The organism is Microbacterium sp. 22215, assembly GCF_052045655.1.
GTDB lineage: Bacteria > Actinomycetota > Actinomycetes > Actinomycetales > Microbacteriaceae > Microbacterium > Microbacterium phyllosphaerae.
Genome location: NZ_JBQEPC010000010.1, coordinates 18,664 through 40,577 on the forward strand (window position 1 = coordinate 18,664; position 21,914 = coordinate 40,577).

Below are 21,914 nucleotides of genomic sequence, written 5' to 3' on the forward strand. Positions count from 1 at the left end.
CGTGCGCCAGCCCCCGCATCCGCAGCACACGAACAGGGAAGTACCGTCATGACCCGCACCCGCGTCGCCGCCATCACCGCCTTCACCGTGCTCGCGTGCGGGCTCGCCTGGCTCGTGTCCCTGCCACTGTGGCTGGGCGACGGGCTCGCAGAACCGATCGCGGGGGTGCTGTTGCCGGTGATGATGCTCACGCCCGCAGTGGCGGCGCTCGTCATCACGTTCACGATGCGCATCCCCGCGCCCGGTGAACGCGTGCGCTTCCTCGGCCTCTGGCCGCTGAGACCGGCCAAGCGCGTGGTCTGGCTCATGGTCGTCGGCTGGCTCGCGCCCCCGCTCCTCGTCGGTCTCAGCATCATGATCGCCGCGGCGCTCGGGTTCATCCGGCTCGATCCCACGTTCGCGGGTTTTGCGGCCGAGGTCGCGAAACTCGTTCCCGAGGGGACTCCGATGCCGCCGATCGAGCTCCTGGTCCTCTCACAGATCGCGATGATCCCGGTCGGTGCCCTCGTCAACAGCGTGATCGCGTTCGGTGAGGAGCTCGGCTGGCGCGGATGGCTCGTGCCCGCGCTCCGGCCACTCGGCACCTGGCCGACGCTGCTCATCAGCGGGGTCATCTGGGGCCTCTGGCACAGTCCGGTGATCCTTCTCGGCTACAACTTCGGCCGCACCGACATCACCGGCGTGCTCTTCATGATCGGTGGCTGCGTCGCGTGGGGCATCCTGCTGGGATGGCTGCGTCTGCGCTCGGCGTCCATCTGGCCGGCGGTCCTCGCCCACGGGGCGCTGAACGCCGCGGGAGGACTCGTGATCCTCGTCGCCGCGTCGCAGCCCGACCTCGCGCTCGCCGGCCCGTTGGGCGTCGCCGGGTGGATCGTGGCGACCGTCGTGATCGTGATCCTCGCCCTCACAGGGCAGTTCCGTCACCAGCCCGAGCTCGCGGGCGCGCCGGGCCGGCTGCTGTCGGCCCCGCGCGGAGACCGGCATCCCGCGGCCCCTTGACGCCCCCGAGACCGCGCGGTTGGCTGAGGGCATGGATTCCACTCCCGACGCCTGGTCCGACGCCGACGCCTACCTCGCCGACCTGCTCGTCGGCCACGACCCGGACCTCGAGGCGGCCCTGGCCGCCCAGCGCGATGCAGGTCTGCCCGCGATCGAGGTGGCACCGGTCTCGGGCAAGCTGCTGAACCTGATCGCACGGATCAGCGGCGCTCGCCGGGTGCTCGAGATCGGGACTCTCGGCGGGTATTCGACGATCTGGCTCGCGCGCGCGGTCGGCCCGGAAGGTCGTGTCGTGACGGTTGAGGCCGAGGCGGACAACGCCGCCGTGGCGCGGGCGAGCATCGACGCGGCGGGAGTCGGCGATCGGGTGGACATCAGGATCGGCCGCGGTGCCGACGTGCTGCCGACCCTCGTCGGTGGCTTCGACCTGGTCTTCATCGACGCCGACAAGGAGTCGAACACGATCTACCTCGACTGGGCCGCGAGGCTCGGGCGCCCCGGCACCGTGGTCGTCCTCGACAACATCGGGCGCGAGGGCGAGATCGTCCGCGAGGACTCCACCGATCCCAAGGTGGTCGGTACGAGGGACGGCCTGCGGATGCTGGGGGAGGACCCTCGCTTCGACGCCACCGCACTACAGACCGTGGGGGCGAAGGGGTGGGACGGCATCGCGGTCGCCCTCGTGGTGTGACCCTCCGACGCGGGCCAGGGGCCTGATCGACGGGCGGGCTAGACTGGGGCGCGGATCGACGACGCTCCACACACCTTTTCTCTGAGCAAGGAGCACATCAGTGGCACTGATCGAGGCTGTAGGCGCACGCGAGATTCTCGACTCGCGCGGAAACCCGACCGTCGAGGTGGAGGTGCTCCTCGACGACGGCGTCGTCCAGAGGGCCGCCGTCCCGTCCGGTGCATCCACCGGCGCATTCGAGGCATACGAGCTGCGTGACGGCGACAAGAGCCGTTACGGCGGAAAGGGCGTCCTCAAGGCCGTCGACGCGATCATCGACGAGCTCGGCCCGGCTCTCGAGGGCGTCGAGGCGAGCGAGCAGCGCATCGTCGACGAGATCCTGATCGAGACCGACGGCACCGAGAACAAGCAGCGCACCGGCGCGAACGCGATCCTCGGCGTCAGCCTGGCCGTCGCGAAGGCCGCGGCCGACTCGGCCGACCTGCCGCTGTTCCGCTACCTGGGCGGACCCAACGCGCACGTGCTGCCCGTCCCGCTGTTCAACGTCATCAACGGCGGCGAGCACGCAGACAACGGCATCGACATGCAGGAGTTCTTCCTCGCGCCGATCGGTGCAGAGACCTACTCCGAGGCGCTCCGCTGGGGCGTCGAGACCTACCACGTGCTGCGCGGCGAGCTGAAGGCCGCTGGCTACGCGACCGGCCTCGGCGACGAGGGTGGCTTCGCCCCCGACCTGCCCAGCAACCGCGAGGGTCTCGACTTCCTCGTCAAGGCGATCGAGAAGGCCGGCTTCAAGCCGGGCACCGAGATCGCCCTCGGCCTCGACGTCGCAGCCACCGAGTTCTTCTCCGACGGCGTCTACCGCCTCGACAACAAGGACTGGACCGGCCCCGAGCTGATCGAGTACTACCAGGGCCTCGTCAACGACTTCCCGATCGTCACGATCGAGGATGCGCTCGCCGAGGACGACTGGGACAACTGGAAGCTCCTCACCGACGCACTCGGCTCGAAGGTCCAGCTCGTCGGCGACGACCTGTTCGTCACGAACCCGACCCGCCTGGCCGACGGCATCAAGCGCGGCGTCGCCAACTCGCTGCTCGTCAAGGTCAACCAGATCGGTACGCTCACCGAGACGTTCGACGCGGTCAGCCTCGCGCAGCGCTCGGGCTACACGGCGATGCTCTCGCACCGCTCGGGCGAGACCGAGGACACCACGATCGCCGACCTCGTCGTCGCCACGAACGCGGGTCAGATCAAGGCGGGTGCGCCTGCTCGCAGCGAGCGCGTCGCGAAGTACAATCAGCTTCTGCGCATCGAAGAGGAACTGGGCGACGCGGCGGTCTTCGCCGGTCGCTCGGCGTTCCCGCGCTACCAGGGCTGACTGCAGCTGAGACAGACACACGCCGCGTGAGCGGCACGTACGGAGGAGGAGCCGTGGCACGACGACCGGCTCCTCCTTCGGCGTCTGCGGGCCCCTCGCGGCCCGCAGGCCAGACGACGAAGGCGACGACGCGGACCGCCGGCTCGCGCTCGTCGCGCACCGCGACGAGCAGAAGCACTCAGGACCGCCGTGTCGACGTGCGCGAGTGGGCCTCCGGCATCCGGCTCTCGGCCTTCTCCGTCATCATGCTCTCGCTCGTCGTCCTCGGCGCGTGGGTGCTCGTCCCCACACTCGGCACGTTCATCGACCAGCGGCAGAAGATCGCCTCACTCGAGCAGTCGATCCAGGTGTCCGAAGACGAGATCACCGCGCTCGAGAAGGAGCGCGAGCGCTGGGAGGACCCGGCGTACATCACCACCCAGGCTCGTGAGCGTCTGTACTACGTCAAGCCGGGCGAAGTCGTCTACCTGATCGACAACGACCTCGACCCTGCGGCGCTTCCGCAGCAGCAGGGCCCGGTCAGCGACACTCTCGAAGAGACGCCGTCGGACTGGATGCCGCAGCTGCTGCGCACCCTCACGGCCGCCGGACTCAGCGACACCGCTGCGGTCGCCCGCTGAACGTCGCCACATCCCGCCAGGGCGAGGCCTCCGAGCATCTTCCCGGGCGTCTCCCGTACGCTGGTGGGGTGACCACGCCGCCATACCCCGCCCCCACTACCGCCGAGCTCGCTGTGGTGTCGGCCCAGCTGGGAAGGCAGGCTCGAGGCGTCGTCGGCATCGCGGCGCGCTGCTCGTGCGGAAACCCGACGGTCGTCGCCACTGCGCCCCGGCTCACCGACGGCACGCCGTTCCCCACGTTCTACTACCTGACGCACCCCGCGGCGACCGCGGCGATGTCGACGCTCGAGGCGACGCAGGTCATGCCCGAGCTCGCCGCGCTTCTCGCCGACGACGAGGACATCGCGGCGGCCTATCTCGCCGCGCACCGGGCGTATCTGAGCGACCGCGAGCAGTTCGGCGAGGTGAGCGAGATCGACGGCATCTCCGCCGGCGGCATGCCCACACGCGTGAAGTGCCTCCACGCTCTGGCAGGTCACGCTCTGGCCGCAGGGCCCGGTGTGAATCCGATCGGCGACCTGGCGCTCGAGCGCTCGAGCTGGTCCCCCGAGCGGTGCCGGTGCGACGACCCGGGTGCGGCTCTGCGCGACGCCGGGGCGTCGTCGGCATGAAGCCTGGTCGGATGCTGCGCAACGGCGTCGCAGCGGCGACCGTCGTGGCATCCGTCCTGCTGCTGGGAGCCGCGGCGACTCCGCCTCCCGTGCCGGACGACCCGGCTGACCCGGTGCGCGCCTCGGAGTACTGGCTCGACGGCGCCGGCATCCGTGATGCGTGGCAGACGACGCGCGGAGACGGCGTGACGATCGCGGTCATCGACACCGGCATCGGCAAGGTGCCCGGCGTCTTCGACGAGGCGGTCACCGGCGGCACGGACGTGTCCGGCACCGGAACCCCCGACGGACGCACTCCGGTCGGCGCGATCGATGGCAACCACGGCTCGTGGGTGGCGTCGCTCGCCGCGGGCCGCGGTGCTGCCGACGGCAAGGGCATGATCGGGGTCGCGCCGGAGGCCGATCTGCTGTCGATCTCGGTCGGTTTCGGCGCCGCTGCGGCCGTCCCGTTCACCGACCAGGTGGCGAAGGCCATGCACTGGGCGGTCGATCACGGTGCCGACATCATCAACCTCTCGTTCACGACCAACACACTCGACTGGGACAAGAGCTGGGATGACGCCTTCCTCTACGCGTTCGACCACGACGTCGTCGTCGTGGTCGCTGCGGGGAACAGGGGGAGCGGGACCAACATCATCGGTGCCCCCGCGACGATTCCCGGCGTGCTGACGGTGGGCGGGGTCGACCAGACGGGCACCGCCAGCGTCGAGGCTTCGACGCAGGGCATCACCATCGGGATCGCCGCGCCCAGTGAGGGCCTGATCGGCGTCTCCGCCGACGGCAAGGTCGCTTCGTGGAGCGGCACCAGCGGTGCAGCGCCGATCGTCGCAGGCATCGCGGCACTCATCCGGTCGGCGCATCCGGATCTCGACGCGGCCAACGTGATCAACCGCATCATCAAGACGGCGATCCCTGTGCCGGGCACGACGAAGCTGCCGGATCCGCTCTACGGGTACGGTCTCGTCGACGCCGATGCCGCCGTGAGTGCAGACGTCGCGAAGGTGGACGAGAACCCGATGGGCGACCTCGCCGAGTGGGTCCGGCTGTACCGGAGGGCGGAGTCCGTTCCGGAGCCCGAGCCCACGGTCACACCGGTCGAAGTGCCCCCGCTGCCCGCCGCCGACGCGCCGAGCGAACCCGTTTCACCGCTGCTTCCCAGCGCTGAAACTCTGCGTTACGGTACCCTGCCGCTGATTGCACTCACAGTCCCTGGTATCCTGGTAGCGCTTGGCGTCACCGCAGCTGCCCGGCGCATCCGATCGGCGCGCGCTCGCACGCCACATCCCTGACTCCCGAGGAGTTGTTCCCCTGTGCCTCAGAACAGCACTGTGCCCAAGATTCTGATCGTCGGTGGAGGCTACGCAGGCTTCTATACGGCGTGGAAGCTGGAGAAGCACCTTCGCAAGGGTGAAGCAGACGTCACCATGGTCGATCCGCTGCCGTACATGACGTACCAGCCGTTCCTTCCCGAGGTGGCCGCCGGCTCGATCGAAGCCCGCCACTCGGTGGTGGCTCACCGTCGTCACCTCAAGCGCACGAACATCCTCAACGCCAAGGTGACCGGCATCAACCACGCCGAGAAGGTCGCGACCATCACGCCGCCGGTGGGCGAGCCGTACGAGTTCGCCTACGACCAGATCGTGGTCACCGCGGGCGCGGTCTCGCGCACGTTCCCGATCCCGGGCATCGCGGACAACGCGATCGGTCTGAAGACGATCGAAGAGGCCGTCGCGATCCGTGACCGCCTGATGTCGAACTTCGACAAGGCCGCATCTCTGCCTGCGGGCCCCGAGCGCGACCGTCTGCTGTCAGTGGTGGTCGTCGGTGGTGGCTTCGCCGGCATCGAGGTCTTCGCCGAGCTGCGTTCGCTGGCATCCTCGCTCGTGGGCAAGTACCCGCAGCTCACCTTCGAAGACACGCACTTCCACCTGATCGAGGCGATGGGCCGCATCATGCCCGAGGTGTCGCTGCCGACCAGCGAGTGGGTGCTCAAGGACCTCGCGAAGCGCGGTGCCAACGTGCACCTCGACACGCAGCTCACCAGCGCGGTCGACGGCAACGTCGAGCTCTCGACGGGTGAGGTCATCCCGACCGACCTCATCGTCTGGACCGCCGGTGTCATGGCCAACCCGACCGTCGTGCGCGGCGGCGACCTCCCGATCGAAGAGCGTGGTCGCATCCAGACCCGCGCAGACCTGCGTGTCGGCACGCCCGAGGCGTTCGTCGAGGGTGCATGGGCAGCCGGTGACGTCTCGGCGGTTCCCGACCTCTCCGGTGGTGGCGTCGGCGGCTTCTGCGTGCCGAACGCCCAGCACGCGGTGCGTCAGGCCAAGCTGCTCGCGAAGAACCTCGTCGCCGTGCTGCGTGGTGAGGACCCGAAGGAGTACGTCCACAAGAACCTCGGCGCCGTCGCAGGCCTCGGGCTCTACAACGGTGTCTTCCAGTCCGGCAAGATCGCGCTCAAGGGCTTCGTCGCCTGGGTCGCGCACCGTGGCTACCACGGCCTCGCGATGCCCACGTGGGAGCGCAAGTTCCGTGTGGTCTGGGGCTGGTGGAACAACCTGTGGCTCGGCCGCGACCTCGTGAACCTCGAGACCGTGCAGAACCCGCGCTACGTCTTCGAGGAGTTCGCCGCACGTCCGCGTCCTGCCTCCGCTGCTCCGGCCCCCGCGGTCACGGCGCCTGCGGAGCAGGCGAAGGCCGTCGACAAGGCCGCCGATGAGAAGCCCGCCGGCGAGAAGGCCGCAGTCAAGAAGCCTGCAGCCAAGAAGCCGGCAGCGAAGAAGCCTGCCGAGACGGCCGCCACCAAGTAGTCCGTGTCGCCGAACGCCCCGATTCCCTGGAGTCGGGGCGTTCGTCGTCTGCGACGGACGATCGGCGCGGCTCGCACCGAGCTCATAGGGACGCTTGCTACCGTCGGTCGAGCAAGGGGAGTACTCCCGTCTGCGGTGGAGTCGTCATTACGGACATCTCGTCCCGGCCCACCGGCCCGAGAGGGTGGAGGAGACCTGGCGTCCGTATTCGCGGACGGCCGAGGACCCTCTTCGCACCACTGTCGAGTCCCGTGGCCGTCCACACTCCACGAAGGAATCGACACCATGGGAAAACTCAACCGACTGCTCGGGATGGCCGCTCGCGCTCTCGATCTCGACGAGAGCGGATCCCGCAACGACCGGTCCGGCTCGCAGGCAGGCGCAACGCCGCAGGTGCCGGGTCGGCGTCCCTCCGAGCGCGATCGATACGCGCCGCCGCCGGCGCACCACGCGAGTCGTGAGCCCTACGCGCCCCCGGCCGCCGGACGCGCGTACACCGATCGCCCCGGAGCCGGGGGCACGAGGGCGGGGTCGGATGCCGATCGCGCGGCCATCGCCCGGTACGACTACCTGCTCGAGACGGCCGACCCCCATCGAGTCGAGCAGATCCACCGGGAGGCATTCGCCCGGCTCACGCCCGCGCAACGAGTGCAGGTGCAGGAGCGGATGACGGCGGAACTCGCGCCGGGGGAGCGACCGGCATCCTCGTCGCCGGACGATCTGGCTCGCGCTGCAGGACGCTCCGAGGCATCGCGGCCCGGCCGCATGCGGGGGCTGCTCTCGCGAGTACGCGGATTCGGTGCGGCCGGCGCTGTCGGAGGAGCCGCGGCGGGAGCATTGGGCGTCGTCGCGGTCGGGGCAGTGGGCAGCGCCGTCGCAGCTCCCCTTCTCGAGCAGGCGGCCGGTCTCGGAGTGGACTTCGACGCGTTGGCGCAGGGCATCGACGTCGAAGCGATCGCGAGCGGGCTCGGAGCGGAAGAGCTCGCCGGTGCAGCCGAGGGGGTCCTCGGGTCGGCGGGCGAGACGGTGTCGGGGCTCGGTGACACGGCGAGCGAGTGGGGGCAGCGCCTCGGCGACCTCGGCATCCCCGGAATCGGCGATCTGTTCGGCCGATGACTTCTCTCAGCGCGGTGGCTGTCGACGCCTCGGCCTCTGACCACGGCTTCTCGGGTCTCACAGGCTTCGCCGCCGATGTCCTCACCGGTCTCGGCGACATCGGAGTCGGCGTGCTCGTCTTCGTCGAGGTGCTGGTCCCGCCGATCCCCAGCGAGGTGATCCTGCCGTTCGCGGGCTATCTGAGCCAGAGCGGCGACCTCACCCTCGGCTGGCTGATCGTCTGGAGCACCCTCGCGTCGTGGATCGGTGCGCTCCTGCTCTACTGGCTCGGGTCCGCCATCGGGGTGGATCGAGCGGTGCGGCTGCTCTCGGCCACCAAGCTGGTGAGCCGCGCCGACCTCGAGCGCGGCGTGCGCTGGTTCGAGCGCAGCGGAGCGTGGACCATCCTCGTCGGCCGACTGGTTCCCGGGGTGCGCAGCCTGATCTCGATCCCGGCCGGCGCGACGCGCATGAATCTGCTCCGCTTCAGTGCGTACACGATCGTGGGCAGCGGCCTGTGGAACTCACTGCTCATCGGGGTCGGGGCGGCTCTCGGCACTCAGCACGAGCAGCTCGAGCATGTCCTCGGATACCTCGACTACGCGGTGTACACCGCGATCGCCGTCGCACTCGCGGTCCTGATCCTGCGCCGGGTGCGCGACGCCCGTGGCTCGCGGTCTGCCGCGACGCGCGCCGACGGATCACGCGAATGACGGTGCCGCTGGTGCCCCCGCTGGGACTCGAACCCAGACTGAAGCGATTTTAAGTCGCCTGCCTCTGCCATTGGGCTACGGGGGCGTTCAGCGCTGACCGTGCGCTCAGAGTACACGGGGGAGTCGGTGTCGGGCGCCCGTAGGGGGCACCCGACACCTCAGCACCCGATCTGAACGGCACACGACCACGGGGAGGCGGGTCGACGGCAGGTGCTGGGGACCGCTCCGGAACGGTCCATCATGCAAGACCCGTGCGCACTCGGTTCATGACGCAGACCGTCCAAGTTCTTGTGATTCCGTGATTCTCCCCGACGTGACGAGAGAGACGGGCTTCTCAGCGCCCGTCTCTCTCTTGATGCTGCTGAGACAGCATCGCTACCCCCCGGCAACCGGCCTGACACGGCCGGTGAGGCGGTCTCGCGACCGCTTCAGTGAGAGAGACGGGGATCTGCGCGGTTCATGACGCGATACCCAGCTAATGTATTGGGATTCAGGGCGGACGTCGCGCGGGGATTCGAGGTGGGCACGTGAGCGGCCCCTGCGACTCGATCCCGCAAAGAGTGAATCTGAGTACGCGCAAGCCCTAAGGTGGGGGAGTGCGCGACCTCACCGCCGATCTGAGCCCCGAGAAGAGACGCTCCACCGTCTCCCCCGAGTGGCAGGACCCGTCACGATATTGGCCGCGGCTGTCCGCCGCGACCGGCCACCTGCCTGCTCCTGTGGCGGTGATCGATCGCGAGGCGCTGCGGCACAACGCGATGGATCTGCTCGTGCGCGCGGGCGGGTTGCCGATCCGCGTCGCCTCGAAGTCGGTTCGCGTGCGGTCGGTGCTCGACGCGGTGCTGCAGCTGCCGGGGTACCGCGGGATCCTCGCCTTCACCCTCGCCGAGGCGCTGTGGCTCGCCGAGACGCATGACGACATCGTCCTCGGATATCCGACCGTCGACCGGGCCGGGCTCGCGCAGCTCTTCGCCTCGGAGGATGCCGCGCGCAGGATCACGCTGATGGTCGACGACCCCGCACACCTCGACATCATCGACAGCGTCGCACCGGCCGGGAGCCGACCGGACGTCCGCGTGGCGATCGACGCCGATGCGTCGCTTCGCTCCGCCGCACTCGGGCACATCGGAGTGCGACGGTCGGCGCTGTTCACCGCGGGCGAGGTCGCCGCCTTCGCGCGGAAGATCGTGCGTCGTCCAGGGTTCTCGCTCGTCGGCCTCCAGATGTATGAGGCACAGATCGCAGGACAGGGAGACAACGCCGGACCGGATGCGCCGGTCATCCGGCTCATGCAGGCACGGTCGCGCGCCGAGCTCCGTGAGCGCAGGGCGGCGATCGTCGCCGCGTTGTCCGGGATCGCTCCGCTGGAGTTCCTCAACGGCGGTGGCACGGGGTCTCTCGAGTTCACCGGCAGTGACGAGTCGTTGACGGAGGCGAGCGCAGGCAGCGGGCTGCTCGGAGGGCATCTCTTCGACGGGTATCGCTCGTTCCGGCCGGCTCCGGCGTCAGCCTTCGCGTTCGACGTGGTGCGGCGGCCTGCAGCGGACATCGCCACGGTGCTCGGCGGCGGGTGGATCGCTTCCGGTCCCGCGGTCGGCTCGCGTCAGCCGCTTCCCGTCTGGCCGGAGGGGTTGCGCACGCTTTCCCGTGAGGCCGCGGGTGAGGTGCAGACGCCGTTGCAGGGCCGGTCGGCGGAACGACTGGGCGTCGGTGATCGCGTCTGGTTCCGCCACGCGAAGAGCGGCGAACCCGCCGAGCGGATCGAACGGTATCACCTGGTCTCCGGTGACGAGATCATCGACGAGCTGCCGACCTATCGCGGCGAGGGGAAGGCGTTCCTGTGACGAGAATCGGTGGCACCTGGCAGAACTGGGGGCGATCGGCGCAGGTCAAGCCACTCCGGGTCGAGCGACCACGCACACCCGAGGGGGTGCAGCGCGCCGTGAAGGCGGCGGTCGCGCAGCGGCTCACGATCAAGGCGGTCGGTGCAGGGCACAGCTTCACCGGCATCGCCGTGGCTCCGGGGGTGCTGCTCGAACTCGATGACATGCAGGGGCTGGTCTCGGTCGACGAGGCTACCGGGCAGGTCACTCTCCTCGCGGGCACTCGGCTGCACCGCATCCCGGGACTCCTCGCTCCGTACGGTCTCGCGATGGAGAACCTGGGCGACATCGATCGGCAGTCGATCTCGGGAGCGATCTCGACCGGAACCCACGGCACGGGAGCGTCGTTCGGGGGCCTCGCCGCTCAGGTGGTGGGGGCCACCCTGGTGACCGCCACCGGCGAGTTCCTCCGCGTGGACGCCGAGCAGAACACCGACCTGCTGCCGGCTGTGGCGCTCGGTCTGGGTGCTCTCGGGATCCTCGTCGAGGTCACGCTGCAGTGCGTTCCTGCTTTCATCCTGAAGGCGATCGATGAGCCCGCTCCGCTCGACGACGTGCTGGCGACGCTGGCGCACCGTGTCGCCGCGTCAGATCACTTCGAGTTCTACTGGTTCCCGCACACCGACGTCGCGCTGACGAAAAGACAGACGCGCGTTCCGGAGTCCACGAGACGCCAGCCGCTGCCGACGGTGGGCCGCTGGATCGATGAGACGCTGCTCTCGAACGGGGTCTATCGTGCGGTGTGCGCCGCCGGACAGATCGCCCCCGTGATCACGCCGCCGTTCAACAGGCTCGCGGTGAAGCTGACAGGTGATCGGCAGTACACGGACCTGTCGCATCGCGTGCTGACGCAGAGCCGCACGGTTCGGTTCCGAGAGATGGAGTACGCGCTCCCCGCCGAGAATGTCGTCCCGGCCTTCCGTGCCGTGCGGGCGCTGATCGAGCGACGCGGCTGGCGCATCGAGTTCCCCATCGAGGTGCGGTTCGCCGCGGAGGACGACAGGTGGCTGTCGACGGCATACGGACGAGCCAGTGGGTACATCGCGGTCCACCGCTACTGGCGCGCGGATCCGACGGCGTACTTCGAGGCCGTGGAGCAGATCATGCTCGAGCACGGTGGCCGCCCGCACTGGGGCAAGCTGCACACGCTCGGCGCCGACCGGCTGCGCGAGAGTTACCCGCGCTTCGACGATTTCGTCGCTCTCCGCGACCGGCTCGACCCCGATCGTCGGTTCACGAACCGATACCTCGACCGAGTCCTCGGAGCGTGATCCCGATCGCCGACGGTCGCGGGGGCGTCGCACCCAGTCGACGCGCAGACTGCGCCGATAGGATGAGACAAACACGAGGAAGGGTGGGCCTCTGATGGAATGGCTCGTGCCGGTACTGATCGTCGTCGGTGTGATTCTGCTCATCGGAATCTACCTCTGGGCGACCTACAACTCGCTGGTGCAGCTGAACGTGCGCGTCGACGAGGCGTGGAGCGGCATCACCGTGCAGCTGAAGCGTCGAGCGGACCTGATACCGAATCTCATCGAGACGGTGAAGGGGTACGCCTCGCATGAGAAGGCGGTCTTCGAGAACGTCACCCGCGCGCGTGCGGAGACGCTGTCGGCCGGTGGCCCCGGTGAGGCAGGGATCGCAGAGGGACACCTGCAGCAGGCCCTTCGCAGTCTCTTCGCGGTGGCGGAGGCGTATCCGCAGCTGCAGGCGAGCCAGAACTTCCTGCAGGTGCAGCAGGCTCTCGTCGACACCGAAGACAAGATCCAGGCGGCGCGACGGTTCTACAACGGCGGCGTCCGTGAGCTGAACACCAAGATCAAGGTCTTCCCGAACAATCTCTTCGCCAAGGGCCTCGGATTCACCGAGCGCGAGTTCTTCGAGGTCGCAGACAGCGGTGCGATCTCAGAACCACCACGCGTGCAGTTCTGACGTGAGAAGGCCCGATGCGCAGCAGCGCATCGGGCCTTCTTCTTGTGTGCACTCGGCCGACGAGAAGGTCACCACACGTCGACATCGACCTCGGTGCCGTCGACGGTCACATCACCGCGAAGGCTCCACGACTCGGTGCGGTAGGTCTCGGTTCTCGCAGCTCCGTCCTGTCCCGTGCCCGATACCGTCGCGATGAGGATGCCGCCGTCGGCGACGAAACCGTCATCGGTGATCTCGAGCACAGGCAGACGGTCGATCCGGAAGCGGATGCCGTCGACCGCGGCGAACTCCGTACCCCAGGGGATCCGGATGCCGCAGCCTTCGGGAACGGCGTCCGCATCGACCGTGCAGTCCTCGAGGTGCTCGTCGAGCTGCTGCTGCGCGAGGTCTCGCACCTCCGTCGTCGCCAGCGGCGTGGGGGACTGCGTGGCGTCGGGCCGAGGGTCCGTCTCAGTGGGAGCCGTCGCGCTCGCGGACAGCCACAGCCAGGTCGCCACCGCGAGTACGACGAGGATCGCCGCGGTCACGGCGATCGACCACCCGAGGCGCCGATTCATGCGACGGGCTCTCGGGCGTGGACGTGGCGGCGCACCGACGCGCCCGCGAGTCCCGAGAGCGCGGAGTGGAGCTCGTCGGATGCCGTGCCCCAGCCCGACACCGACACACGCTCGAGCCCTTGCCAGGAGGCCGCGCGCACCAGCTCCCGTGCGATCCGCTCGATGTCGTCGAGGGGCCGAGCCTGAGGCTCCCACCAGGCGGACTGCACCTGCAGCGTCGAGGTCGATCTTTCGGCTTTCAGGTCGACCCGCGCGACGATCCGATCACCGACGAGCACCGGAAGCGAGTAGTAGCCGTATCGCCGCTTCTCGGCGGGGACGTAGATCTCGATGCGGTAGTCGAGATCGAACGCGCGCAGCGCCCTGTCGCGGAACCAGACGACCGGGTCGAAGGGAGTGAGCAGCGCAGCCGCGTCGACCCTGCGGGGGAGCACGGCCTCGCGGTGACGCCACACGGGGAGCGGGCGACCGCCGCGTTCCCACCCTTGCACGGCGACCGGGAGGAGCTCGCCGGCATCGACGAGGTCTGAGATGGACTGCGACACCGCCGCGCGGTCGCGGATGCGATGGTAGTCGGCGAGGTCGGACTGCGTCGCGACGCCGGAAGACCGTGCGGCACGGCGAGTGAGCTCACGGATCGCCTCATCGCGGGGGACCTGCTGCGAGAGCACGGCCTCCGGGATGACCTGCTCGGCGAGGGCGTAGCTGCGCTCGAACCCCTTGCGGCCGCTGATGGCCACGTCTCCGGTGCGCCACAGGTGCTCGAGCGCGAGCTTCACGTCATCCCAGTCCCACCAGGTGCCGCGTTCCCGCGGAGCATCGGCTCGGAGGTCCGCGGGGCGCAGCGGTCCGCGTTCCCGAAGCTCGTCCTTCACCCACCGCAGCGTGCGGGCGTTGCTGCTCATCCAGGAGTCCGGCCCCGCCCACCGGGCACGGAAGTCGTCCATACGGAACCGCCAGAGGGGCCAGTCCTCGATCGGTATGAACGTCGCCTCGTGAGCCATGTACTCGACGTAATGGGTCGTGCGCGAGTGGAAGACCCGATCGAGCAGCGCGGGATCGTATGACCCCAGGCGGGAGAACAGCGGCAGGTAGTGCGAGCGGGCGAACACGTTGACCGAGTCGATCTGCAGCACGCCGAGCCTGTCCATCACACGATGCACGTGCCGTGCGGTCACCGAACTCGGGCGGGCGCGAGTGAAGCCCTGCGCGGCCAGCGCGATTCGACGCGCCTGGGCGGAGCTGAGGGTGTCGGTCACGTCGTCAGCGTATCGCCGGTGACCGACATCGACACCCGCCGTCATGGCGTCCGACGGCAGCGCCGTAGACTTGGGCGATGAGCGAAGAGCAGCGTCCGAGGCTGAGGGATCTCTTCCGTCCGCGCCCGGAGGTGACGGATCGCACCGTGACCACGGAGGCCGACCAAGCAGTGCCCGTCGGGTTGCGTGTCACCGCGGCCTACGCCTGGCGCGTGCTGCTGATCGCCGCGGTCGTGGCCGGCTTCATCTGGCTCGTCATCGAGCTCAAGCTGCTCGTGATCCCGCTGATGGTCGGCATCCTCATCACCGCACTGCTCTGGCCGGGCTTCCAATGGATGCTGCGGCATCGGTTCCCGCGATGGCTGGCCGTCGCCCTCTCGATCATCGGCACGCTCGCGATCGTCTCCCTGCTCATGTGGCTCGTGATCTGGCAGGTCCGCGCACAGCTGCCCGATGTGCAGGAGCGAAGCTCCCAGGCCATCGCGGAGTTCCGCACGTTCCTCCTCGACGGACCGCTGCACCTCAGCGAGTCGCAGATCCAGGGTTACATCGACCAGGGCCTCCAGATCATCAACGAGCAGACGCAGGCGCTGCTGAACGGCGCCCTCGCGGTCGGCACCACCGCCGCGCACGTGGTGACGGGGGCGGTGCTCTCGCTCTTCATCCTCATCTGCCTGTTGGCCGACGGCCGGGGCATCTGGAAGTGGACCCTGCGTCTCTTCCCGCGGGCCGCTCGCCCTGCCGCTGACGCGGCCGCCAGCAACGGCTTCGCCACCATCGTCAACTACGCCCGCACACAGCTGCTCGTCGCGGCGATCGACGCCGTCGGCATCGGAGTCGGCGCCGCCCTGCTCGGCGTCCCGTTGGCCATCCCCGTCGCGGTGCTCGTGTTCCTCGGCTCTTTCATCCCGATCGTCGGTGCCGTCGTCACCGGTGCGATCGCGGTGCTGCTCGCCCTCGTCTACAACGGCCCCTGGATCGCGCTCGCGATGCTGGCGGTCGTGCTCGGTGTGCAGCAGCTCGAGGGCCACATCCTGCAGCCGATCCTGATGGGCTCGGCCGTGAAGGTGCATCCGCTCGCCGTCGTCCTCGTCGTCGCCGGCGGCTCGATGGTCGGCGGGATCCCGGGTGCGCTGTTCGCCGTGCCGCTCGCGGCATTCGTGAACGTCGCGGCGGTCACCGTCAGCACCGGCTCCTGGCGCACCGGCGATCAACCCGACGCAGACCTTATCTGGAGTACAGTTCCGCGCGAGCGGACACGGAGGAATCGATGAGCGCAGTCCCCAGCCTGACCGAGTTCGAGAGCGCTGCTCAGAGTCTGGCTGAGGTGATCACGCACACGCCGACCCTCCCGTCTCGGGCCCTGTCCGACATCCTCGGTGCACCGGTGCTGCTCAAGATGGAGAACCTGCAGCGCACCGGCTCGTTCAAGATCAGAGGCGCGGCGTATCGCCTCTCGCAGCTGAGCGCCGAAGAACGCGCGCGCGGCGTGGTCGCGGCGTCTGCCGGGAACCACGCCCAGGGCGTCGCCCTCGCGGCGCAGGCCCTCGGCATCCCGGCGACCATCTTCGTGCCGCTGGGGATTCCGGTGCCCAAGCTGCTGGCGACGAGGAGCTACGGCGCCGAGGTCGTGCTCGAGGGCGAGACCGTGGCCACCTCGCTGCGTTTGGCCGCCGAGTTCGCCGAGCGCACGGGCGCCGTGATCATCCATCCGTTCGACCATCGCGATGTCGTCATCGGTCAGGGCACGCTCGGTCTCGAGCTGCTCGAGGACGCGCCGGATGTCGACACGATCGTGATCGGGATCGGTGGTGGAGGTCTCATCGCCGGCGTCGCGGCCGCGGTGAAGGCCAAAGCGGCAGAGCTCGGACGCACCGTCCGCATCATCGGCGTCCAGGCCGAGAACGCCGCGGCGATGCCCCCGTCCCTCGAAGCCGGCCATCCCGTCGACATCGAGACGAAGCCGACGATCGCCGACGGCATCCTGGTCGCGCGACCGGGCGCCATCCCGTTCGAGATCATCAAGGATCTCGTCGACGAGGTCGTCACGGTCACGGATGACGACCTGGCTCGCGCCATCCTCGTGCTGCTCGAGCAGTCCAAGGTGATCGCGGAGCCCGCCGGCGCGGTGGGAGTCGCGGCGATCCTCGCGGGCAAGGTGAAGGCGAGCGGCACGACGATGGCGGTGGTCTCCGGCGGGAACATCGATCCGCTGCTGCTGCAGCGCGTCGTCTCGCACGGCCTCGCGGCCTCCGGCAGATATCTCACGATCCGTATCCCGCTTCCCGACCGTCCCGGTCAACTCGCACGCGTGTCCGAGCTCATCGCCGAGGCGGGCGCCAACGTCATCGAGGCGATGCACACCCGCCACGGCCACGGACTGCAGATCAGCGAGGTCTTCCTCGAGCTCAGCGTCGAGACGCGCGGTGCCGAGCACTCCGAGCACACCCTCGACACGCTGCGCCGAGCCGGGTTCGCCCCGATCGTCGTCCCGGATTGACGGCATGAGCAGACGAAGAAGCCCCGTCCGTCCGGACAGGGCTTCTTCGTATGGCGGGCGCGATCGCGCGGACCGGGTTCAGCCGGTGTAGGTCTCGACGTTGACGATCTCGACGGCGATGGAGCGACCGTTCGGGGCCTCGTACGACGACTTCTCGCCGACCTTGAGACCGAGGATCGCCTGGCCGAGCGGGCTGGCTTCGCTGTAGACGTCGAGGTCGCTGCCACCGGAAGCGATCTCCCGGCTGCCGAGGAGGAAGACCTCTTCGCCGCCGGCGACCACCGCGGTGACGACGGTGCCGGGTTCGACGATTCCGCGGCTCGCGGGGGCCTCGCCGACCTTGGCGGTCTTGAGAAGGCCTTCCAGGGTGCGGATGCGGGCTTCCTGCTTGCCCTGCTCGTCCTTGGCGGCGTGGTAGCCGCCGTTCTCCTTGAGGTCACCCTCTTCGCGGGCCGCTTCGATGCGCTTGGCGATCTCGTCGCGTCCCGTCGTGGACAGGTGTTCCAGCTCGGCGACGAGCCGGTCGTATGCTTCCTGCGTGAGGAAGGGAACCTGAGCGTCAGTAGACATGACGAAGCTCCTTCGGTAGGTACCCGCTGACGATCCGCGGGGGATATGCCAAGACGCCCCGGCAGGTTGCCAGGGCGTCGTCTTGCTGCGACGAGTCTAGGCGACCCAGCAGCTGTTCACCAAACCTGTGGTCGCTGCCGAGACCGTGGGGACGGTCGCCGACAGGGCCTGGGAATGCGTCTCTCCGCCGGGGATCTCGACGACCTTCCATCCGACCACGCCGAACTCCTCATCGAGGGCTTCGACGATGCACGCCACGTCCTTGCCCTGCACTCCCGTGATCTGGAACCTCACGTTCACGGTGTGCTCGTCGACCAGATCGAAACCGAGATCGTCGGCGTCGACCGCGTTCATCTGCCTGGTCACGGTCATCCAGCCGAAGGCGCCGACGATCAGCACCGCGATCGCGATCAGGACGATCCAGGGCCCCCGTCGTCTGCGGGTGCGGCCGTAGCGGTCGTCGAGCTGTTCTGCGGTTGTCACGGGGTGGGTCTTCCGGTCGTTAGGCTGGTAACTCCAGGTTATGCGACCTGCGCATGAAAGGCCGACTCCGTGCTTGCTCTGACCGAGACCCCGATGCCGACTCCCACGATGACGGTGGACCCTCAGCTGGTCACGCCCGGCTTCGTCGGCTTCGCCGCCGTGGTGATCATCCTCGTCGCCGTGATCCTGCTGATCCTCGACATGAACCGGCGGATCCGTCGTGTCCGCTATCGCGAAGAGGTCAGAGAAGAGCTCGACGCGGAAGAGGCCGCCCGCGCCGCGGACGAGGCGACGGAGACGGACGCCGATCTGCCTGTCGTCCGCGAAGGCGACGACGACCCGGACAAGCGCTGATCACACACTGAGCCGATCAGGCTCCGAGCGACGGTGACAGGGGTGCCAGAGCGATCAGGAGGCACGCCGTCCAGTGGCACAGGAATGCCAGTACCGTGCACACGTGGAAGATCTCGTGGAAGCCGAAGTGGCCGGGCCACGGGTTGGGCTTCTTGATCGCGTAGACGACGGCTCCGCCCGTGTACAGCAGGCCGCCGACGATCACCAGGACCATCATCGCCGCATTCGCCGCGAGCAGGTCGGCCATGTACATCACGGCCGCCCAGCCGAGCACGAGGTAGAGCGCGACGTAGAGCCAGCGCGGAGCGTTGATCCAGAAGACGCGGAACAGGATGCCGAGCAGCGCGCCGCTCCAGACCAGTACGAGGAGCAGTGCTCCCTTGCCTGGCGGCAGCGCGAGCACGGCCAGAGGCGTGTACGTGCCCGCGATGAGGAGCAGGATGTTCGCGTGGTCGATCCGCTTGAGGACGACCTTGACCTTCGGGCTCCAGTCGAAGCGGTGGTACAGCGCCGAATTGCCGAAGAGCAGAAGCGACGTCGCCATGAAGACCGCGGCGGCCCACTTGGCCGCTCCGCCCTGCGCGACGATGATGAGGACGACTCCGGCGACGATTGCGATCGGGAAGGTCGCGGCGTGGATCCAGCCCCGCCAGGTGGGTCTGATCTCGACAGCCGCGTCGTGCGCCGCCTCCTCGAGGAGAGGGAGCTGGGGGACGTCGGGTGCGGTGGAGTCGGGTGTGCTCACGCCCTCACTCTAGGCGGCGGGCCATGCCGCCCGGCGTACATATCCTGAGCGTCAGCCCCCTGTCGCCCGGGCCCGGGCACGATAGCGTAGGGAGGTGATGTCACGTGAAGGTCAGGGGCGGGGGCCGCTGTACCGTCTCTACACCAACAGGCTCCGCCGCCACCTCGATCCGGCGTCCGTGCCGCACCACGTCGCGATGATGATCGACGGCAACAGGCGGTGGGCGCGCCAGCTGGGGTACGCGACTCCGGCCGAGGGGCATCGGGCCGGTGCCGCCAAGATGCGGGAGTTCCTCGGATGGTGCGATGAGCTCGGCATCCGCGTCGTGTCTCTGTACCTGCTGTCGAGTGACAATCTGCTCAAGCGCGACTCCGCGGAGCTGGCCGATCTCATCGAGATCATCGCCGAGCTCGCCGAGGCCCTGTCGGAGGAGCCGAACTGGCGCGTCAAGCACGTGGGGCGATCCGACATCCTGCCCCCGGAACTCGCCAGAGTCCTGGACGACGCGCAGGAGCGTACGCGCGATCACACCGGACTCCATGTGAACCTCGCGGTCGGATACGGCGGACGCAACGAGATCGTCGACGCGGTGCGCAGCATCGTGACCGCGCACCAGGCATCGGGCGGAACGATCGAGGATCTCGCCGCACACCTCACACCCGAGATGATTGGCGAGCACCTGTACACCGGTGGGCAGCCGGATCCCGACCTCGTGATCCGCACGAGTGGTGAACAGCGGCTGAGCGACTTCCTGCTCTGGCAGAGCGCGCACAGCGAGTTCTACTTCGTGGAAGCGCTCGGCCCGGATCTCCGGCAGGTCGACTTCCTGCGAGCGATCCGCGACTTCGCCGACCGCGATCGGCGCTTCGGGCGCTGATCCGACGTCGTCTGCACAGCCGGCGACTCTCGCGGCAGCATGGCCACGAGCCGTTAATCAACACGTAACGAAGTGATGGCGTGTCGAGCCACGTCAATGTCGGCACCTGGTCGTAGCTTCTAGTCATCGGGCAAGGTGCCCGTCGGGTCGGCCTCAGGTTGACGACTCGTGACCCCCTGGTCGACTCGTTCGAACAACCGGGATTCTCCCCGGGTCGGGAGTGGGTCGTGACCTCACGTACAGCGCAGCAGTCCGCAAGCACCGCGCAGCAGTCCACCCGTAAGACGACGACGCGAGCGGCGTCCGCTGATCCTGATCAGGATCTCCGGACCTACGTACTCGACACGTCCGTCCTGCTGAGCGATCCGCAGGCGTTCTTCCGGTTCGCCGAGCACTCGGTCGTCCTTCCGGTGGTCGTCATCACCGAACTCGAGGGCAAGCGCCACGATCCCGAGATCGGCTACTTCGCCCGGCAGGCCCTGCGCCACCTCGACGATCTTCGCGTCGAGCACGGACGCCTCGACTTCCCGGTCGAGGTCGGAGAGGGCGGCACTCTTCGCGTCGAGCTCGCCAACACCGACGCCTCCGTGCTTCCGGCCGGCATCCGACTCAGCGACAACGACACCCGCATCCTCTCGGTGGCCATGCACCTCGCGCAGGACGGACAGGATGTCACGATCGTCTCGAAGGACCTCCCGATGCGCGTCAAGGCCGCATCTCTCGGTCTCCGTGCCGAGGAGTACCTGGCCGAGCAGGCGGTCGACTCCGGCTGGACGGGCATCACGACCCTCGACCTCTCGGGCGACGAGATCAGCGACCTCTATGAGAGCGAGGTCGGCATCAGCGAGGACGCCAGAGGGCTCCCGGTCAACACGGGGCTCATCATCCACTCGGAGCGCGGTTCCGCCCTCGGACGGATGACGGGTGACGGCGAGTACAAGCTCGTGCGCGGCGATCGCGACATCTTCGGCATGCACGGCCGTTCGGCAGAGCAGCGCATCGCGATCGACCTGCTGACCGACCCCGATGTGGGCATCGTCTCTCTCGGCGGACGAGCGGGCACGGGCAAGTCGGCGCTCGCGCTGTGCGCCGGACTCGAGGCGGTGCTCGAACGCCAGCAGCAGAAGAAGATCATCGTCTTCCGCCCGCTGTTCGCGGTCGGCGGTCAGGAGCTCGGCTACCTTCCCGGCGACCAGGGCGAGAAGATGGGGCCCTGGGGGCAGGCGGTCTTCGACACCCTCGGCTCCGTGGTCTCGGGCAACGTCATGGAGGAGGTCGTCGAGCGAGGCATCCTCGAGGTGCTCCCGCTCACGCACATCCGCGGACGCTCGCTGCACGATGCGTTCGTGATCGTCGATGAGGCGCAGTCGCTCGAGCGCAACGTGCTGCTCACCGTGCTCAGCCGTATGGGGCAGAACTCCCGGGTCATCCTCACCCACGACGTGGGTCAGCGCGACAACCTGCGCGTCGGCCGTCACGACGGCATCGCCAGTGTGATCGAGACTCTGAAGGGCCACGACCTGTTCGCCCACGTGACGCTGATGCGGTCGGAGCGTTCCGCGATCGCTGCCCTCGTCACCGAGCTCCTGGAGGGCGGCGAGCTCAGCTGAGTTCGCCCGGAAGCGGATGCCGCGGGGGTTCACGGCATCCGCTTCCGTCTGCCCCGGACCGGCCTCGGTCCCGATCTGGGGGGTGACGACCGTTCGTATCCTGCACCCGTGCAGGAAGAGACAGCGCCCCGATCTGCGGGCCCTGACCCGGTCTGCCGACTGTTCACCAGGAACAGTCGGCAGATCGGGACCGAGTCTGCGAATCGGGGCGCTGTCAGTGC

General features: G+C 68.6%; 22 protein-coding genes and 1 tRNA gene. 17 read left to right on the forward strand and 6 right to left on the reverse strand.

Annotation, left to right across the window (positions count from 1 at the left end):
• Positions 1-48: 48 nt before the first annotated feature.
• From ACTJKH_RS14960 to ACTJKH_RS15000, 9 genes are all read left to right on the forward strand, one after another.
• The gene (locus tag ACTJKH_RS14960) at positions 49-999 is read left to right on the forward strand and encodes a lysostaphin resistance A-like protein (RefSeq protein WP_440737564.1); all 951 of its coding nucleotides are present in this window, start codon (positions 49-51) and stop codon (positions 997-999) included.
• A 31-nt stretch (positions 1,000-1,030) separates the two neighbouring features.
• Positions 1,031-1,690, forward strand: a complete 660-nt coding sequence (locus ACTJKH_RS14965; protein ID WP_440737565.1) for an O-methyltransferase — start codon at positions 1,031-1,033, stop codon at positions 1,688-1,690.
• A gap of 100 nt (positions 1,691-1,790) precedes the next feature.
• The gene (gene eno / locus ACTJKH_RS14970; protein ID WP_440737566.1) at positions 1,791-3,071 is read left to right on the forward strand and encodes a phosphopyruvate hydratase; all 1,281 of its coding nucleotides are present in this window, start codon (positions 1,791-1,793) and stop codon (positions 3,069-3,071) included.
• A gap of 53 nt (positions 3,072-3,124) precedes the next feature.
• Complete coding sequence (locus ACTJKH_RS14975) at positions 3,125-3,691, forward strand: FtsB family cell division protein (RefSeq protein WP_440737567.1); 567 nt, start codon at positions 3,125-3,127, stop codon at positions 3,689-3,691.
• 68 nt (positions 3,692-3,759) lie between these two features.
• Positions 3,760-4,302: a DUF501 domain-containing protein gene (locus ACTJKH_RS14980; RefSeq protein ID WP_440737568.1), complete on the forward strand. Its 543-nt coding sequence runs from the start codon at positions 3,760-3,762 to the stop codon at positions 4,300-4,302.
• An 11-nt stretch (positions 4,303-4,313) separates the two neighbouring features.
• A complete protein-coding gene (locus ACTJKH_RS14985; protein WP_440737569.1) occupies positions 4,314-5,591 on the forward strand; it encodes a S8 family peptidase in 1,278 nt (425 codons plus the stop codon).
• A 39-nt stretch (positions 5,592-5,630) separates the two neighbouring features.
• Positions 5,631-7,115 carry an NAD(P)/FAD-dependent oxidoreductase gene (locus ACTJKH_RS14990; RefSeq protein ID WP_440737570.1) on the forward strand — a complete coding sequence of 495 codons (1,485 nt, stop codon included), beginning with the start codon at positions 5,631-5,633 and terminating at the stop codon, positions 7,113-7,115.
• Positions 7,116-7,400: 285 nt separating this feature from the next.
• Positions 7,401-8,231: a cation-transporting ATPase gene (locus ACTJKH_RS14995; RefSeq protein WP_440737571.1), complete on the forward strand. Its 831-nt coding sequence runs from the start codon at positions 7,401-7,403 to the stop codon at positions 8,229-8,231.
• Positions 8,228-8,923, forward strand: a complete 696-nt coding sequence (locus ACTJKH_RS15000) for a DedA family protein (RefSeq protein ID WP_440737572.1) — start codon at positions 8,228-8,230, stop codon at positions 8,921-8,923. Before ACTJKH_RS14995 ends, ACTJKH_RS15000 begins: the two co-directional genes overlap by 4 nt.
• A 9-nt stretch (positions 8,924-8,932) precedes the next feature.
• Here ACTJKH_RS15000 and ACTJKH_RS15005 read toward each other — a convergent pair.
• Positions 8,933-9,008: transfer RNA gene (locus ACTJKH_RS15005), tRNA-Leu, on the reverse strand.
• 511 nt (positions 9,009-9,519) lie between these two features.
• Here ACTJKH_RS15005 and ACTJKH_RS15010 point away from each other — a divergent pair.
• The 3 genes from ACTJKH_RS15010 (at position 9,520) to ACTJKH_RS15020 (ending at position 12,738) form a co-directional block, all read left to right on the forward strand.
• On the forward strand, positions 9,520-10,767 hold the full coding sequence (locus tag ACTJKH_RS15010) for an alanine racemase (RefSeq protein WP_440737573.1): 1,248 nt from the start codon (positions 9,520-9,522) through the stop codon (positions 10,765-10,767).
• Complete coding sequence (locus ACTJKH_RS15015; protein WP_440737574.1) at positions 10,764-12,077, forward strand: D-arabinono-1,4-lactone oxidase; 1,314 nt, start codon at positions 10,764-10,766, stop codon at positions 12,075-12,077. The genes ACTJKH_RS15010 and ACTJKH_RS15015 overlap by 4 nt, the downstream gene beginning before the upstream one ends.
• Positions 12,078-12,171: 94 nt before the next feature.
• Positions 12,172-12,738, forward strand: coding sequence for a LemA family protein (locus tag ACTJKH_RS15020; protein WP_056508667.1), 567 nt, complete (start codon positions 12,172-12,174; stop codon positions 12,736-12,738).
• Positions 12,739-12,806: 68 nt separating this feature from the next.
• On the opposite strand, the gene ACTJKH_RS15025 is transcribed toward ACTJKH_RS15020, so the two are convergent.
• Positions 12,807-13,295, reverse strand: coding sequence for a hypothetical protein (locus ACTJKH_RS15025; RefSeq protein WP_440737575.1), 489 nt, complete (start codon positions 13,293-13,295; stop codon positions 12,807-12,809).
• The gene (locus ACTJKH_RS15030; RefSeq protein ID WP_440737576.1) at positions 13,292-14,554 is read right to left on the reverse strand and encodes a winged helix-turn-helix domain-containing protein; all 1,263 of its coding nucleotides are present in this window, start codon (positions 14,552-14,554) and stop codon (positions 13,292-13,294) included. The genes ACTJKH_RS15025 and ACTJKH_RS15030 overlap by 4 nt, the downstream gene beginning before the upstream one ends.
• A gap of 77 nt (positions 14,555-14,631) precedes the next feature.
• On the opposite strand from ACTJKH_RS15030, the gene ACTJKH_RS15035 reads away from it, so the two are divergent.
• Positions 14,632-15,828 (forward strand): AI-2E family transporter, encoded by a 1,197-nt coding sequence (locus ACTJKH_RS15035; protein WP_210097418.1) that lies wholly within the window; start codon positions 14,632-14,634, stop codon positions 15,826-15,828.
• On the forward strand, positions 15,825-17,054 hold the full coding sequence (ilvA, locus tag ACTJKH_RS15040) for a threonine ammonia-lyase (protein ID WP_440737577.1): 1,230 nt from the start codon (positions 15,825-15,827) through the stop codon (positions 17,052-17,054). Before ACTJKH_RS15035 ends, ilvA begins: the two co-directional genes overlap by 4 nt.
• A 78-nt stretch (positions 17,055-17,132) precedes the next feature.
• Here ilvA and greA read toward each other — a convergent pair whose 3' ends face one another.
• Both greA and ACTJKH_RS15050 read right to left on the reverse strand, forming a co-directional pair.
• A complete protein-coding gene (gene greA / locus ACTJKH_RS15045) occupies positions 17,133-17,624 on the reverse strand; it encodes a transcription elongation factor GreA (RefSeq protein ID WP_210097420.1) in 492 nt (163 codons plus the stop codon).
• 96 nt (positions 17,625-17,720) lie between these two features.
• Positions 17,721-18,107 carry a DUF4307 domain-containing protein gene (locus tag ACTJKH_RS15050; RefSeq protein WP_440737578.1) on the reverse strand — a complete coding sequence of 129 codons (387 nt, stop codon included), beginning with the start codon at positions 18,105-18,107 and terminating at the stop codon, positions 17,721-17,723.
• 69 nt (positions 18,108-18,176) lie between these two features.
• On the opposite strand from ACTJKH_RS15050, the gene ACTJKH_RS15055 reads away from it, so the two are divergent.
• On the forward strand, positions 18,177-18,461 hold the full coding sequence (locus ACTJKH_RS15055) for a hypothetical protein (RefSeq protein WP_259159931.1): 285 nt from the start codon (positions 18,177-18,179) through the stop codon (positions 18,459-18,461).
• Positions 18,462-18,477: 16 nt separating this feature from the next.
• On the opposite strand, the gene trhA is transcribed toward ACTJKH_RS15055, so the two are convergent.
• Positions 18,478-19,206, reverse strand: a complete 729-nt coding sequence (gene trhA, locus ACTJKH_RS15060) for a PAQR family membrane homeostasis protein TrhA (RefSeq protein WP_440737579.1) — start codon at positions 19,204-19,206, stop codon at positions 18,478-18,480.
• 97 nt (positions 19,207-19,303) lie between these two features.
• Here trhA and ACTJKH_RS15065 point away from each other — a divergent pair, with 97 nt between their 5' ends.
• Positions 19,304-20,083 (forward strand): isoprenyl transferase, encoded by a 780-nt coding sequence (locus tag ACTJKH_RS15065; RefSeq protein ID WP_440737667.1) that lies wholly within the window; start codon positions 19,304-19,306, stop codon positions 20,081-20,083.
• Between the two features lie 227 nt (positions 20,084-20,310).
• Entirely contained in the window at positions 20,311-21,693 is a 1,383-nt protein-coding gene (locus tag ACTJKH_RS15070) for a PhoH family protein (protein WP_440737580.1), read from the forward strand.
• Positions 21,694-21,914 lie beyond the last annotated feature (221 nt).